General features: G+C 70.8%; 12 protein-coding genes. 8 read left to right on the top strand and 4 right to left on the bottom strand.

The features are described 5' to 3' along the window. Positions 1-73 precede the first annotated feature (73 nt). The 3 genes from NE236_RS00465 to NE236_RS00455 all read left to right on the top strand — a co-directional run bounded on the left by NE236_RS00465 (position 74) and on the right by NE236_RS00455 (position 3,427). Positions 74-1,267, top strand: coding sequence for an ROK family transcriptional regulator (locus NE236_RS00465; RefSeq protein ID WP_252839736.1), 1,194 nt, complete (start codon positions 74-76; stop codon positions 1,265-1,267). 380 nt (positions 1,268-1,647) lie between these two features. Beyond that, on the top strand, positions 1,648-2,976 hold the full coding sequence (ggh, locus tag NE236_RS00460; protein WP_252839735.1) for a glucosylglycerate hydrolase: 1,329 nt from the start codon (positions 1,648-1,650) through the stop codon (positions 2,974-2,976). Positions 2,977-3,031: 55 nt separating this feature from the next. Further along, positions 3,032-3,427 (top strand): PaaI family thioesterase, encoded by a 396-nt coding sequence (locus NE236_RS00455; protein ID WP_252839734.1) that lies wholly within the window; start codon positions 3,032-3,034, stop codon positions 3,425-3,427. A gap of 111 nt (positions 3,428-3,538) precedes the next feature. On the opposite strand, the gene thyX is transcribed toward NE236_RS00455, so the two are convergent. After that, positions 3,539-4,336, bottom strand: coding sequence for an FAD-dependent thymidylate synthase (gene thyX / locus NE236_RS00450; RefSeq protein ID WP_252839733.1), 798 nt, complete (start codon positions 4,334-4,336; stop codon positions 3,539-3,541). A gap of 140 nt (positions 4,337-4,476) precedes the next feature. Here thyX and NE236_RS00445 point away from each other — a divergent pair, with 140 nt between their 5' ends. The 3 genes from NE236_RS00445 (at position 4,477) to NE236_RS00435 (ending at position 7,979) form a co-directional block, all read left to right on the top strand. Next, the gene (locus NE236_RS00445; protein ID WP_252839732.1) at positions 4,477-4,980 is read left to right on the top strand and encodes a hypothetical protein; all 504 of its coding nucleotides are present in this window, start codon (positions 4,477-4,479) and stop codon (positions 4,978-4,980) included. Continuing rightward, complete coding sequence (locus tag NE236_RS00440) at positions 4,977-7,001, top strand: molybdopterin-containing oxidoreductase family protein (protein WP_252839731.1); 2,025 nt, start codon at positions 4,977-4,979, stop codon at positions 6,999-7,001. The genes NE236_RS00445 and NE236_RS00440 overlap by 4 nt, the downstream gene beginning before the upstream one ends. A gap of 87 nt (positions 7,002-7,088) precedes the next feature. Next, on the top strand, positions 7,089-7,979 hold the full coding sequence (locus tag NE236_RS00435) for an RpnC/YadD family protein (protein WP_252839730.1): 891 nt from the start codon (positions 7,089-7,091) through the stop codon (positions 7,977-7,979). 40 nt (positions 7,980-8,019) lie between these two features. Here NE236_RS00435 and NE236_RS00430 read toward each other — a convergent pair whose 3' ends face one another. Both NE236_RS00430 and NE236_RS00425 read right to left on the bottom strand, forming a co-directional pair. Beyond that, entirely contained in the window at positions 8,020-9,141 is a 1,122-nt protein-coding gene (locus tag NE236_RS00430) for an amidohydrolase family protein (RefSeq protein WP_252839729.1), read from the bottom strand. Between the two features lie 183 nt (positions 9,142-9,324). Further along, complete coding sequence (locus NE236_RS00425; RefSeq protein WP_372494202.1) at positions 9,325-11,466, bottom strand: anthranilate synthase component I; 2,142 nt, start codon at positions 11,464-11,466, stop codon at positions 9,325-9,327. A 451-nt stretch (positions 11,467-11,917) separates the two neighbouring features. Between NE236_RS00425 and NE236_RS00420 the strand changes: the two genes are divergently transcribed. Next, positions 11,918-12,151, top strand: a complete 234-nt coding sequence (locus NE236_RS00420) for a DUF3311 domain-containing protein (RefSeq protein WP_252839728.1) — start codon at positions 11,918-11,920, stop codon at positions 12,149-12,151. Between the two features lie 4 nt (positions 12,152-12,155). After that, complete coding sequence (gene mctP / locus NE236_RS00415) at positions 12,156-13,775, top strand: monocarboxylate uptake permease MctP (protein ID WP_252839727.1); 1,620 nt, start codon at positions 12,156-12,158, stop codon at positions 13,773-13,775. Positions 13,776-14,146: 371 nt separating this feature from the next. Here the strand turns inward: mctP and NE236_RS00410 are convergent, their stop codons facing one another. After that, complete coding sequence (locus NE236_RS00410; protein WP_308209032.1) at positions 14,147-14,866, bottom strand: TetR family transcriptional regulator; 720 nt, start codon at positions 14,864-14,866, stop codon at positions 14,147-14,149. Between the last annotated feature and the right edge of the window lie 197 nt (positions 14,867-15,063).

Genomic DNA, 15,063 nt, shown 5'->3' with positions numbered 1-15,063 from the left:
CGGCGCATTCCGCCCGCGGTGACGCGCTCGCCCGGGCCCCGCCGCGCGCCGCCGAGGAGAGGGGGTCGACGGCATGCCGAACGTCAGCGCGCCCTCGGCCGGGCACCTCCTGCAGTTCATCCGGGCCGGGGCGGCGCGCACCCGCCGCGATCTGATGGAGCTCACCGGGCTGGCCCGGTCGACGGTCGCGCAGCGCGTGGATCAGCTGGTCGGCGCCGGTTACGTACGCGAGGGAGGCGTCGACGCCTCGACCGGAGGCCGCCGCCCCAGCCTCCTGGAGATCGACGAAGGGTCCGCCGTGGTGCTCGCCGCCGACCTGGGGGCGACGCACGGCCGGGTCGCGGTGACGGATCTCGCGGGCCGGGCGCTCGGCGAGACGACCGGCCGGACGCTCAGCTCCGAGGGACCGGAGAAGGCCATCGCCTGGGTGACGGCCCGGTTCCGTGATCTCCTCGCCGACTGCGGCCGGTCGGTCGCCGAGGTGTGCGGTGTGGGCATCGGCCTGCCGTGCCCGGTGGACGTGCGCACGGGCCGTACGGTCCAGACCCCGATCGCCCCGGGATGGGAGCGGTACGACATCCCCGCCGCGCTCGCCGCGGAGTTCCCCGGCCCGATCATGCTCGACAACGACGCGAACGTCATGGCGCTCGGCGAGTACACCGCCGCCGGCCCCGAGGGGCCGCCGGTCCTGCTCGTCAAGGTGGCGACCGGCATCGGCGCCGGCATCGTGGAGGGCGGGCAGGTGCTGCGCGGGGTCGGCGGAGCGGCGGGCGAGATCGGCCACGTGCGGGTTCCGGGCCGCGACGACGCGGTGTGCTCGTGCGGGTCGCGCGGCTGTCTCGCCGCGGTGGCGGGCGGCGCCGCGCTGGCACGCGAGCTCGCGGCGGTCGACCCGTCGATCCGCGACGCGTCCGACGTCGCCCGTCTCGCGCTGGCCGGCCATCCCGAGGCGGTCCGCCTGACCCGGGAGGCCGGGCGCACGCTCGGCGAGGTCCTGGCGGTGGTCGTGAGCGTGGTCAACCCCGGCTCCCTCATCATCTCCGGGTCGCTGGCGGGTGCGGGCGAGCACCTGGTCGGGGAGATCCGCGAGGTCGTCTTCCGGGGCGTGCAGTACCGTTCCACCCGCGGGCTGCAGATCGGCGAGGGGCGCCTGGGCCCGCGCGCCGGCGTGGTCGGCGCCGCGTCCATGGTCATCGACCGGGTCTTCTCCCCCGAGGTCGTCGACGCCCGGATCGCCGCCGCCGAGCCGCTGCGCACCGGACCCTGAGCCCGTGCCGGAGGACCCTCCGAACCGCTGCGGACCGGGTTCTGGGCCCGTACCGGAGAGCCGCCGAGCACTGGGTTCCGAGGCCGTCGCGAAGCGCCGCCGGATCGGTGCCCGCGGGCCGCGCGCATGCGTCGGTCGTCCCGCGCGAGGGCGCTGCGAACCGGATTCCCGCCGCCGTTTCACATGGGTTACGAAAGTTACACAGCGGTTACAGGCACGTCACTTGTCACGCCCGGAGCGACGGCGCAGGATCGGTGTGGGCGACTATGTCTATGATCATGGACGAAGTTGCCACCATGCCGGACAAAGTCCACTGGTGCGGAGAAATCGAGATGACGGACAGCGACAGACCGAGACCCGATCGCCATCGGCTTTGGGTGGTGAACCGACTGAGCCGGGCGGAGGTCGCCGAGCGGGCCGCGGAGGTCCTGCGCGGCAACGATCGGGGCTCCCTCACGGTGGCGGCTCCCCGCCTCTACCCGCACATGTGGAGCTGGGACGCGGCGTTCATCGCGATCGGGCTGGCGCGCATGTCGGCGAGCCGGGCGCTGACCGAGCTGGAGACGCTGTTCGCGGCGCAGTGGGGCAACGGCATGGTCCCGCACATCGTCTTCTCCGCGAACGCTCCGCTGTACGAGCCGGGGCCGGACCGGTGGGCGTCGAAGGAGACCTCGCCCCACGCACCGGACCACGCCGCGACCAGCGGACTGATCCAGCCGCCCGTGCACGGGCTCGCCCTGCTGCGGATCCTCGACGCGACGCGCGGCGCGGACGCCGCCGAGCGGCGCGACGTCGTCGCGCGGATCCGCGCGCTGTGGCCCAAGCTGCTCACCTGGCACCGCTACCTGGCGGACCACCGTGACGCCGACGGCCGGGGCCTGCTGATGATCTATCACGGCTGGGAGAGCGGGATGGACAACTCCCCCCGCTGGGACGCCCCCTACGCCGACGTCGTCCCCGATGCCGACTTCCGGCCGTTCCGCCGGTCCGACCTGGAGGCCCTGGGCGAGCAGTCGCAGCGCCCGACCGACGCGGACTACGTGAAGTACCAGTGGCTGATCGAGGAGCTCCGGCAGGCGCGGTACGACGACGAACTCGCCCGCAAGTCGCTCAGCTTCCGCGTCGCCGACGTCTTCGCCAGCGCCGTCTTCGCGGCCGCGAACGAGGATCTGGCCCGCGTCGGCGACGAGCTCGGCCTGGGCGCCGTCGACGAACTGCTCGGATACGCCGGGCGCTTCCGCCACGGCGTGCTCGGCACAGCCGACGACGACGGGTTCGCCGCCGACGTGGACCTGCGCACGGACACGACCCTGCGCACGAAGACCATCGCCGGGTTCGCGCCTCTCCTGTCCGGCGGGCTGGACGCGGAGCGCCAGCGCCGCCTGGTCGGCCTGCTGCACTCCCCCGCCTGGTGCGGGAATCCGGAGTTCGCCTATCCGCTGCCGCCCAGCACCAGCCCGGAGGCACCGGAGTTCGACGTCGCGAGGTACTGGCGCGGCCCGCAGTGGCCGCCGATGAACCTGCTGATCATCTGGGGCCTGGAGCGGTCCGGGGAACACGACGCCGCCGAACGGCTGCGCGAGGCCGCCCTCTACCAGCTCACCGACGGGGTGTTCGCCGAGTACTACCAGCCGTTCACCGCGCATCCGCTCGGCAGCAGGCCCCAGTCCTGGAGCGCCGCGGTCGCCCTCGACCTCGCCTGCCGCTAAGGGCGATGACCTGGCAGGTAATGGACATCGCGCCCGTCGTCGGCAGACTGTCGTCATGATCTCTCCCGACGACCTCCTGTCCGCCATGCCCTTCGCGCAGGCCACCGGCGTGGTGATCGACTCGGCGTCCGCCGAGGAGGTCACCGGCCGGCTTCCCTGGACGCCGGAGCGCTGCACCGCCGGCGGCGTCATGCACGGCGGTGCCCTCATCACGCTCGCCGACAGCGTCGGCGCGGCCTGTGCCTTCCTGAACCTGCCGCCGGGCGCGAACACCACCACGGTCGAGACGAGCACGCGATTCTTCCGCGGCGTACGGGACGGAGAGGTGCGGGCGGTGGCCCGTCCCCTGCACACGGGCCGGACGACCATCGTCGTGCAGACCGACCTCTACGACGCCGACGGTCGCCGGGTCGCCCAGACCACCCAGACCCAGGCGGTGCTCACGCGGTGATGGTCCAGGGGGCCTGCACCGACGCGGAGACCACCGCAAGGCGGCGGGGGAGACGACTCACGGGCCCTGCCTTCGCGCGAGAAGATCAATGATCACGCGAGCACACCGGTGTCAGACCTTGCGCCACTTCGGGGTCCAGGCGCCGTCCTCGACGGCGTAGTCGCCGAACAGGGACGGGGCCTCCTTGCGCATGAGCTCGGCCACCTTGCCGAAGAGCAGGCGGATCTCCTCTTCGGCGCCCGCCGCCGTACGGGCTTCGATGACGTGCCGGAGCGTGCGGACGTTCGCCGTCCAGACCAGGCCGGTGGCGACGCCCTCCGGCGCGAACCGGCGCATGAAGCTGGTCTTGTGCTTCTTCTCGGCGAACGGCACGCCCTCGTCGTCGAGGCCGAAGTGCTCGGCCATCCACCCCTGGAACTCCTCCAGCTGGCTGAGGACGGCCGTGGCCCGCTTCATCAGTTCGGCGTCCGCCTGCGCCCACTCGGGGAACCAGAACGGGATCTCCTGGAGCCTTACGAAGCGCAGCGACTCCTGCGAGATCGCAACGCCGGGCCGGTGCCGAGCCAGTTCGTGAGTCAGGACACGACTGGTGTTGTGCAGGACGAAGGAGAAGCTGACGTGTTCGAGCACCGAGCCGTGCAGACTACGGAGGATGTTCTCCAGGTAGGCCGCATGGTCGGTGCGGACCCTCGTCACGTTCGGGTTCAGGCCCGGTTCCCAGGAGCGGTAGCACAGCCGTCCGGCGAACTCCGCGAGGTTCTCCGGGTCGTTCAGCTCCGCGTCGAGATCGCCGCGGTCGAGTCGCTCCAGCCAGCCCTCGCCCCCCACCTCGGCGAGGTAGCGCGCCACCTCGTCGTAGTCGAGCTCGGGACGTGCGACCAGGTAGACCTCGGGTTCAACGCTCTTCATGGGATCTAAGCCTAGAGGGGATGCGCCGCCTCCACGGCGGGTACCACCCGCCGACCGCCGGCGATCGGCCTGTAAGGGCCGTCTTATCGCGACGGTGATGACGGGTATAACTATGGGGAGCCCCTGTCCCAGGAGGAGCCGTGACCGAGACCACGATCACCAGGACCGGCGCCTATCGGCCCCGGCCGATCAGCTTCCTCAAGCTGCACGAGTCGGCCGGCTGGCGGCTGAAGTTCTACGGCATCGCCGCGGACGGCGAGGGTCCCCGGCCCGAGCTGGTGAGGACCGCCGAGCTGCTGGTCCCCACGGCGCTGCCGCACCCGGCGGCGCACACTGGCGGCGACGATCCGTACGACATCGACCGGTACGGCGTCGGCTTCGTCGTCGTCCACGAGGCCGCCGGCTACGCCTTCGTGCTGTACGACTGGTGGGCCGGGGAGAACGAGATCCATCAGCGCATCTTCTCCGCGCTGCCGAACCGGCTCGGCGCCATGCGGCCGCACCCGACCCCCGCCATCGGGTCCGCGCGGGAGCTCGCCGTCACCGACTTCGAGCGGCGTGCCTGGGTGCGGCATGTGCTCGCCGCTCCCGACGGCGCCGACATCGAGGCCTATCTGGCCGAACACTTCGAGGGAGAGGTTTGAACAAGGTCTGGGGCGCGTGCCCGCTGGACTGCCCGGACGCGTGCTCCTGGGTGGTGAGCGTCGAGGACGGCGAGGCGGTGGGCATGCGGGGCAACCCGGCCCACCCGGTGACCCGCGGGGCGCTGTGCGTCAAGGTCAACCGGTACCTCGAGCAGACCAGGGCCACCGACCGGATCCTGCATCCGATGCGTCGCGTCGGCCGCAAGGGCGAGGGCCGGTTCGAGCGGATCAGCTGGGACGAGGCCCTCGACGAGATCGCCTCCCGGCTCGGTGAGATCCGGCAGACGTACGGCGGGCCGGCGATCTGGCCGTTCCACGGCACCGGGTCCCTCGGCTACATCCAGGGCCTGGAGGGCTTCGCCGGCCGCCGCTTCTTCAACGTGCTCGGCGCGTCGATCCACGATCCGACGATCTGCTCCATCGCCGGCAGCAGGGGGCTGAAGTACACCCTCGGCACGGCCGGCGGCATGGACCCGGAGGACTTCGCCCGCTCGAAGCTGATCGTGCTGTGGGGCACGAACCCGCTGACCAGCGGTCACCACGTGTGGAAGTTCATCCAGGACGCCCGGCGCGACGGCGCGTACGTCGTCGCGATCGATCCGGTACGCACCCGCACGGCGGCGCAGGCCGACGAGCACCTGGCCCCGCTGCCCGGCACGGACGCGGCGCTGGCCCTCGGGCTGATGCACGTGATCGTGCGGCTGGGCGCGCACGACCAGGAGTTCATCGACCGGCACACCCTGGGCTGGGAGGAGTTCCGGGCCCGGATCGAGGAGTTCCCGCCCGCCCGCGTCGCGGAGATCACCGGTCTGCCGGAGGAGCACATCGTCGCGCTCGGCGAGCGGATCGCCCGGACCCGGCCGACCGCGATCCGCGCCACGCAGGGCATGCAGCGCCACGCGGGCGGCGGCATGGCGCTGCGCACGCTCGCCTGCCTGCCGGGTGTGACCGGCGACTGGGCACTGCCCGGCGGCGGGCTGTGCTACTCGACGAGCGGGCACTTCAAGCTGAACCTGCCGGGTCTGGTGCGGATCGACCTGCTACCGCACCCGGTGCGCACACTGTCGATGACGCGGCTCGGCGAGGGTCTGCTCGACGTGGACGGCCCGCCGGTCAAGGCGCTGTTCGTCATCGCCGCGAATCCGGTGGGCAGCAACCCGCACCAGACGAAGGTGCGCCGGGGCCTGACGCGCGAAGACCTGTTCACCGTGGTCCTCGAACACTTCCCGACCGACACGACCGACTACGCCGACATCGTGCTGCCCGCGACGATGCAGACCGAGCACCTGGACGTCATCGCCGGGTACGGACACCTGTACCTCGTGTGGAACGAACCGGCGGTCGCGCCGCCGGGCGAGTGCCTGTCCACGTCGGAGACGTTCCGCCGCCTGGCGCGCCGGATGGGCCTGACCGAGCCGAGCCTGTACGACTCCGACGAGGACCTGGCCCGGCAGCTGATCGACTTCCCGCACCCGTCGCTCGCCGGGATCACCGTGGAGGCGCTGCGGAAGGAGGGGTTCGCCCGGTTGAACGTCGCCCGGCCGTTCCTGCCCTTCGCCGACGGGTTCCCCACGACGTCGGGCCGGCTGGAGTTCTTCTCGAAGCGGGCGACGCGGGCCGGACACGACCCGCTGCCCGGCTACACGCCGCCGGCCGACCCCGGTGACGGGCTCGTTCTCATCTCGGCGGCGTCGCACCACTTCCTCAACACGACGTTCGGCAACAACCCGGAGCTGCGCCGGCGCTCGGGAGCGCCGACGGTCACCGTGCACCCGGACGACGCCGCCACGCGCGGCATCACCGACGGGGCGCCCATCCGGGTGTCGAACGACCGAGGATCGTTCGAGGCCGTCGCGCAGGTGTCCGACCGCGTACGGCCGGGCGTGGCGGCGACGTCGAAGGGGCACTGGGCGAAGTTCAACGGCGGCGCGACCGTGAACGCCACCGTCGACGAGCGCGACTCCGACATGGGCGGCGGCGCCGTCTTCCACGACAACCGCGTCGAAATAAGCCCGCTATAACGCCACATAAAATACCGAACCGGAAATTATGGTGATTGGCAACTGATCAATTCGCGGAGATGGCAATACATGTTTAAAGTTCCGGCCATGCCATCCCTGGAACACGAAGCGCTCACGATGCTTTTCGAAAATCGCCCCGACCTCGCAGCAGAAGTCCTCCAAAACGCATTAAATGTCCCGGTTCCCGCCTACGACAAGGCGCGCATCGAGTCGGGAGACCTCACCGAGTGGCATCCGGCCGAATTCCGCGCCGACAAGGTCGTCACCTACGAGTCCGGCGATCCGGTGCTGACCGTGGTGGTCGAGGTACAGCGCAAGCGCGACCCGGACAAACGTTGGAGCTGGCCGGTCTACCTTGCCGGTCTGCGCGCGCGGAAGCGCTGCCCGGTGATCCTGCTGGTCATATGCCTCAGTTCGAGGGTGGGCGACTGGTGCGCGCAACCCATCGACCTCGGGCATCCCGGCTGGACGCTGACGCCGCTGGTGCTCGGGCCAAGCGCCATCCCTGTCGTGACCGACCGGCAGGATGCCGTGCGCTCCCCCGAGCTCGCGACGCTGTCGGCCATGACACACGGCATGGGGCCACAGCGGCACGAGGTGTTCGACGCGCTGCTCGCGGGAGCGGCCTCCATCGATGACGAGCGCGCCAAACTGTACATTGACATCGTGTGCGCGGTCCTTCCGCAGATCGCGAAGAAGGAGCTGGAGAAAATGATGTTGAGCGAAACATACGAGTACAAAAGCGACTTCGCACGCAGGTACGTCGCCCAAGGCAAGGCGGAGGGCAAGGCGGAGGGCAAGGCCGAGGGCAAGGCCGAGGGGGAGTCGACGGCGATCCTCAAGGTGCTCGGGGCGCGGGGCATTCCGGTCTCCGACGAGGTACGTGAGCGCATCACCGGGTGCACCGATCTCGCCGTGCTCGAAACCTGGGTGGAGCGCGCCGCCACGATCAACTCGATCGATGCGATGTTCGACTGAGCCCACAAACCTGCAGGACGAACACCCCGATCACTTCGCGCTATCCGTTCAGCGGATACAGGCGGCGTGCGTTGTCGGCACCGATCAGGCGTGTGATGCGGACGGCGTCGGCCGGCGACCACTCCCCCGAGCGCTCGGTGAGGACCGTGGCCAGGCCCTGCCGGTGGTAGTGGGCGCCGAGGTGGCACAGCTCCGCCAGGCCGTAGCAGTCGGTGCTAAAGAGGATCTTGTGGAAGGGCGCCAGCTCCAGGACCTCGGCGATCACCCGCGCCGACGACGCGGCGGTGTAGGTGACGGTCAGCCCGATGTCGGCGTGCACGTGCGGGAACACCGCGGCCAGATAGGCGGCCTCCCGGACGTACGGGTAGCAGTGCAGGAGCACGATCGACGCGGGCACCGCCCGGATGAAGTCGGTCAGCAGCGCGGGGTTCGCCCGGGCCAGTGACAGGTCCGTGTCGCCGAGCCCGGTGTGGACCTGCAGCGGCAGCCCGCGGTCGCCGGCGATCTCGGCTCCGGCCCACAGGGCGTGCCGCAGCAGCACCGGGTCGGTGAGCCGTCCGGACCCGCCGAGCCACCGCGCCGCGGCCGCCGTGACCTCCCGTGGCCCGGGCGGGCGCGGGTCGAAGTCCAGGCCGATCCGGTAGGCGATGACCGTCTTGAACCCGACGGCCCGGTCCGCACGGCGCGCGAGCGCGTCGGTGAGCTCGGCGGCGTACGCCGTCGCCGGAGGGCTGCGGACGGCCACCTCCTCGGCCACCGCCTCGATCCGCACGATCTCGTGCGCCCTGGCTTCGCCGAGGCGTCCCATCTCCGCGGGAGTCAGCAAATCCTCGCCGGCCAGGCCGGTGTCGACGCAGAAGTCGGCGATGCCGGCGACGCGGAGCAGCCGCCGGTTCGCCTCCTCGGCCCCCAGCTCCGCCCGCCGGTCGAGGTAGATGTCGGGAGCGGCGTACGGTTCGAGGCCGAGGACGGGCGCGCACCAGCGGCGGACCGCCAGGCCGACCGGGCTGTCGAAGTGCGTGGTCCCAGCCGGCGACGGACCGCCTTCGGTGATGAGTCCCTCGAAGGCGGCGCGGGTGAGCTCGTCGCGGCGTACGCCGTGGCAGTGCTGGTCGACGAGCGGCATCGCCAGGGCCTCGTCGAACGCGTCACCGGCCTTCACGCCTGATCAATTCCCGGGCCCGGGGCCGCCCATGCCGCACGGCCGGCCCCGGGCACCGCCAGGCGGGAGCCGCCCCTGAGCCGCTCGCCCGTCCTCGCTCCCTCCGCAGGCGGCCTTCGTCGTGCCAGAGGCACGCCAGAGGGCGTTGCTCGGCTGCCGACCGCCCTCCTCACGTCGCGGTCGTCAGCGTGGGGCCTTGCGGCACAGGCGCAGCACGTTGCTGACGATCCGGTGCCCGGTCTCCCCGGTCGCGGTGAGGATGGACTCCGGGTGGAACTGCACCGCCCACCGCCGCTTGACCGGGTCCTCGATGGCCATGACGACGTCGTCGAGCATCGCGGTGGCCACGAATTCGCCGCGGACCTGATCCGCCTTGGCGTGCAGCGAGTGGTAGCGGGCCGCCGTGAACTCGGCGGGCAACCCTGTGAACAGGTCGCCACCGCCGACCGCCACGCGGCCCGGTTTGCCGTGCGCCGGTTCGGGGAGCAGGGCGAGCTCGCCGCCGGCGTGCTCGACCATGGCCTGCAGGCCGAGGCAGACGCCGAACGCCGGGATGTCGCGGGCGTAGACGGCGTCGAGCAGGGCCGCGGTGTCGAAGTCCGACGGCCGGCCGGGGCCGGGCGACAGCACCACCAGGTCGGGCCGGATCTCGTCCAGCATCTTGTCGGGGAAGCCGAACCGCAGCGTGGTCACGTCCGCGCCCTGCTGCCGGAAGTAGTCGGCGAGGGTGTTGACGAAGGAGTCCTGGTGGTCGACGAGCAGGACGGTCAGCCCCTCGCCGGCGTGCTCTCGCGCCGCTGCGCCGGCGGCGGCCTGATCCGCGCCGGACGGGGACAGGGCCTCGAGCAGCGCGCGGGCCTTGAGATAGGTCTCGCGCTCCTCGGCGTCGGGGTCGGAGTCGTACAGCAGGGTCGCCCCGGCCCGTACGGCGGCGACCCCGTCGCGGATCTGCGCGGTGCGCAGCGTCAGGCCGGTGTTCATCGAGCCGTCGAAGGCGATGCAGCCGACGGCGCCGCCGTACCAGCGGCGCGGCGTCTCCTCGTGGTCCTCGATGAACTGCATCGCCCAGGTCTTCGGCGCGCCGGTCACGGTGACCGCCCACATGTGGGTGAGGAACGCGTCGAGCGCGTCGTAGCCCGGGCGCAGCCGGCCCTCGATGTGGTCGACGGTGTGGATCAGCCGGGAGTACATCTCGATCTGCCGCCGGCCGATCACCTTGACGCTGCCGGGGACGCAGACGCGCGACTTGTCGTTGCGGTCGACGTCGGTGCACATGGTCAGCTCGGACTCGTCCTTGGCCGAGTTCAGCAGCTCGCGGATGTTGTCGGCGTCCTCGAGGGGGTCGCCGCCGCGCCGGATCGTCCCGGAGATCGGGCAGGTCTCGACGCGGTCGCCGGTGACGCGCACGAACATCTCCGGGGACGCGCCGACGAGGTACTCCCCCTCTCCGAGGTTGAAGAAGAACTCGTACGGGGCCGGGTTCGTGACCCGGAGCCGCTCGAAGAACGCCGCCGGGGAGTCGCACGGCCCGTACATGACGTGGCCAGGGACGACCTCGAACAGGTCGCCGCGGACGAATTTCTCCTTCGCCTCGCGGACGACCTCGGCGTAGGCACCCGGCGTCGGCTGCGGGGGCAGCTCGCCGGCCCGCGGGACGGGGGTCGGCTTCGTCAGCCTCGGCATGCCGCGCGTGCTGACGCCGCCGATCTCGAAGTCGTACACCATGCGGGCCGAGGTCTCGCGCTTGCGGTCCACCACGATCATCTCGTCGGCGAGGTGGAGGACGAGGTCACGCTGGTCGGACGGACGGTCGATGTTCAACCGGATGGGCTCGAACTGGAACGCCAGGTCGTAGCCGAAGGCACCGTACAGGCCGAGGTGCGGGTCCTCGCCGCGGAACAGGTCGGTGACGGCCCGCAGCGCGGTGAAGACGGTGGGCCGGCGGCTGCGCTCCTCCTCGGTGAACACCTCGTCGGTGGAGGGCACGAAGACCTCGATGCCGTCCGGGATGTCCGCGGGCTCGCCGGTGGCGGCGACCGCCTCGGACACGGCGGGCAGGAGCACGCGACCCCGGTCGTTCAGCGCGCGGACCGCGAGCCGGCGGCCCCGCGCGACGATCTCCAGGCACGGGTCGACGTAGGCCATGTGCCACCGGCTGTACCGGCCGGGATACTCCATGCCCGAACTGAGCACGCCGCCTCGGCGCTCCCCCACTGCCTGGACGAGCGCGTCGAGCGCGTCGGTCTTGCGCGCGGAGTCCACCGGCGTGGCGGTACGTGTGACATGTACGCCGCCGGCCGTCACATACTCGGTCGTCGTCTGCACGATCGGCCCCTCGATATCGGGCCTTCTCCGGCGGATATGTGACACGACCGCCGGACGAAGGCGGTCGTTGCGGTGTCAGAGAATGCGTAACCCGCGCCGCCTAGCGGCGCCACCACCACTGGATCGGCTGGGTTCGCATAGGTCGAAGGCTACCCGGTCGTGACGGGCCACGCCACCGACGCGGCTGGGCGGCGAGCACCCGCCTCGACGGGCACGGCGCCGCGTACGCGCCTCGTCGCCGCCCGACGCACGGATGGAGCGTCGCACCACCGTAGCCCGGGGCGGCGCGGAGTGTACGGCTCGGCGGCGCGCGGAGTCCGAAGCCGTACGGTGCCGAGACCGAACCGAGACCCGGCTCTGGTGAAATTTGTGTTAAGAAATCCCATTAAGGCCGTCCAGAATGCCCCAAGGACGGCCTTGTCGCGTGCTTTCGCCCCAATGAGGAGGACCGTTGGCCGAGACCAACACCAGGCCGCGCCGCGGCGACCGCAGCCCCTGGAACTGGCTGCTCGTCCTTCCGGTCGTCGTGCCGCTCCTGACATTCCTATTCAACAAGGACAAGCCACGGCTGGCCGGATTCCCGTTCTTCTACTGGGCCCAGTTCGCGTTCATCATCCTCGGCGTCAGCTGCACGACCGTGGTGTACCTGATGACGCGGCGCGGCTCCGGCAAGAAGGAGGGCTGACACGATGACCGGCCGACACCTCACCGAGATCATCGTCTTCGGTGTCCTCTTCGTCCTCGTCAGCGCGCTGGGCTTCGTCGCCGCCCGCTGGCGCCGCCCGGACACCATGCACAGCCTCGACGAGTGGGGCCTGGGCGGCCGCAGCTTCGGCTCGTGGATCACCTGGTTCCTCATCGGCGGCGACCTCTACACCGCATACACGTTCGTCGCGGTTCCCGCGCTGGTCTTCGGCGCGGGCGCGGCGGGTTTCTACGCCGTGCCGTACACGGTCGTCGTCTACCCGCTGGTCTTCCTCGTGCTGATCCGCCTGTGGTCGGTGTCGCACGTGCACGGCTTCGTCACGCCCGCCGACTTCGTCCGCGCGCGGTTCGGCTCGCCGCTGCTCGCCCTGTTGATCGCCATCACCGGCATCGTCGCGACCATGCCGTACATCGCCCTGCAGCTCGTCGGCATCGAGGCGACGCTGAAGGCCATGGGCGTGACCGGCCACCTGCCGATCATCATCGCGTTCGCGATCCTGGCGGCCTACACCTACCAGTCGGGGCTGCGGGCGCCGGCGCTGATCGCGTTCATCAAGGACGCGCTGATCTACCTCGTGATCATCGTGGCCGTGCTGTACATCCCACACAAGCTGGGCGGCTGGGGACACGTCTTCGGCGCGGCGCAGGCGAAGTTCGACAAGACGCCCGCCCCGGCGGACGGCACCCTGCTCAACGCGAACAACCAGCTCAACTACGCGATGCTCGCGCTGGGCTCGGCGCTGGCACTGTTCCTGTACCCGCACAGCGTCACCGGCGTGCTGGCCAGCAAGAACCGCAACGTCATCAAGCGGAACATGGCCGCGCTGCCGGCGTACAGCTTCGTGCTCGGGCTCATCGCGCTGCTCGGCTTCATGGCCATCGCGGCGGGCATCAAGCCGATCACCGCCAAGGGCAAGGCCGACGGCAACACGATCGTCCCGCTGCTGTTCGACCACATGTTCCCGAGCTGGTTCACCGGCGTGGCGTACGCGGCCATCGGCATCGGCGCGCTCGTCCCGGCGGCGATCATGTCCATCGCCGCGGCCAACCTCTTCACCCGCAACATCTACCGGGAGTACTTCCGCCGGGACGCGAGCGAGGCCGAGGAGGCGAAGGTCAGCAAGCTGGTCTCGCTGGTCGTCAAGGTCGGCGCGGTCGCGTGCATCCTGCTGCTCGACCCGCAGTTCTCCATCGACCTGCAGCTGATCGGCGGCGTCATCATCCTGCAGACGCTACCGTCGGTCGGGCTCGGCCTGGTCACCCGGTGGTTCCACCGGGGCGGGCTGATGGCCGGCTGGGCCGCGGGCCTGGCGGCGGGCCTGTGGATGCTGTACCGCATCCCGAACCCGACAACGCACAAGGCGCACTTCGGCGGCTCGGCATACCCGCTGAGCGACCTCGGGTTCGACACGAAGGTGACGGTGTACACGGGCATTCTCGCGCTGCTCGTGAACCTGGTCGTCGGCGTCATCGCGACGCTCGTCCTCAAGGCGGTCAAGGCCGCCGACGGCGTCGACGCCACCCGCCCGGACGACTACTACGCCGACGAGGGCGATCCGAAGGTCACGACGGGCACCCGTGAGATCGAGGCGGAGCTCGCCTAACCCTGTCGCCCCCGACACCGCGGCGGCCGTCCCTCACGGGGCGGCCGTCGCCATTCAGATCGAGGATCCCGGGAACGGCCGCCGCTGACGCGTGCAGAAGTCTCGACAACCGGCCCCATAGAGGCCGTGGTTGCCATACTTCATCCCATTCGCGGCATGGACTGCGTCCCGCTGACCGAGCCTTCTGCACGCCACCGCCGGGATGTACGGACGTTGCCGCCGCTGTTGACGGGTTCAATCCGACGATCCGGACTTTCCACCCGGACTACATCAGATCGGATCCGCAGTTGGTGACGTACGCCGAGTGGGCGTTCGCCGGGCTCGACCTGCCTGCCGCGTCCACCGACGAGCCGTGAGGCGGTCGGGGTCTCTCAGCGGCGGGTGGCCTCGGGGAGGCCGTCGAGGAGGAGGTCGACGATGCCGTCGGTGACGGTCTCGCGGGGGACCTCGGGGTGGTCCAGCCACCACTCCCCCGCCGCCTGGACCATGCCGACCGTGGCGTGGCTCCAGATGTGCACGCGGACCGGGTCGGGCAGCAGGCCCTCCCGAAGGAGGATCTCGGCGATCTCGCCGCCGAGGCCGCGGATGACCGTGCCCATCGCGCTGTGCGTGGCGGTGTCCTCGGCGCTGGCCCGGTGCACGAGGAATCGGTAGAGGTGCCGGTTGGCGGCGATGGCGGCGAGGTAGGTGTCGATCGCCGCACGGGAGCGTGTGCGAATGTCGCCGGGCCGTAGGAAGGCGGTGCGGACGGCGTCCATCAGCGCCCGCGTGTGCCGCTCGGCGAGGGCCTGGTAGAGACCGGACTTGTCGCCGAAGTGCCGGTAGAGGATTGGCTTGCTGATGCCGGCCTCGGAGGCGATCGCGGCCATCGACGCCTCCGGTCCCTCGCGGAGGATGATCCGGTCGGCGGCCTCCAGCAGGGCCCTGCGGCGGCGCGGATCACGGCCCGCCCGGACACTCGACGCCGCGTCCGGCCGTCGCGGGGAGGCGTGGTTCCCCGCCGTCGCACTACGGCCGGCGCTCTCCCGCGCCGCAGGCGGGTGGTCGTCACCGCGCGGAGCGGTCCCCTCGTCTCGTGCGCCGTTGATCACGCCTCCGAGCCTAGTGTGGGGGCACGGCTGACCCCACCGGTCAGAGGTCCTGACCTCAACCTTCATGGCCGAACGAGGTCAGCGGACTCATTGCGCCCAGAGAAATAAACAGGTTAGTTTCCTATTTGTGTCTGAACCCTGGCCTCGCGACGGTCCCTGACCCCGTCTCCCCGCCCCGCTAAGTCCTTCCGCACGTC

The sequence above is a fragment of the Actinoallomurus purpureus genome, assembly GCF_024055795.1.
Lineage (GTDB): Bacteria > Actinomycetota > Actinomycetes > Streptosporangiales > Streptosporangiaceae > Actinoallomurus > Actinoallomurus purpureus.
Note: the sequence above shows the minus strand (reverse complement) of the source record. Positions and strands in the feature narration are given on the sequence as shown.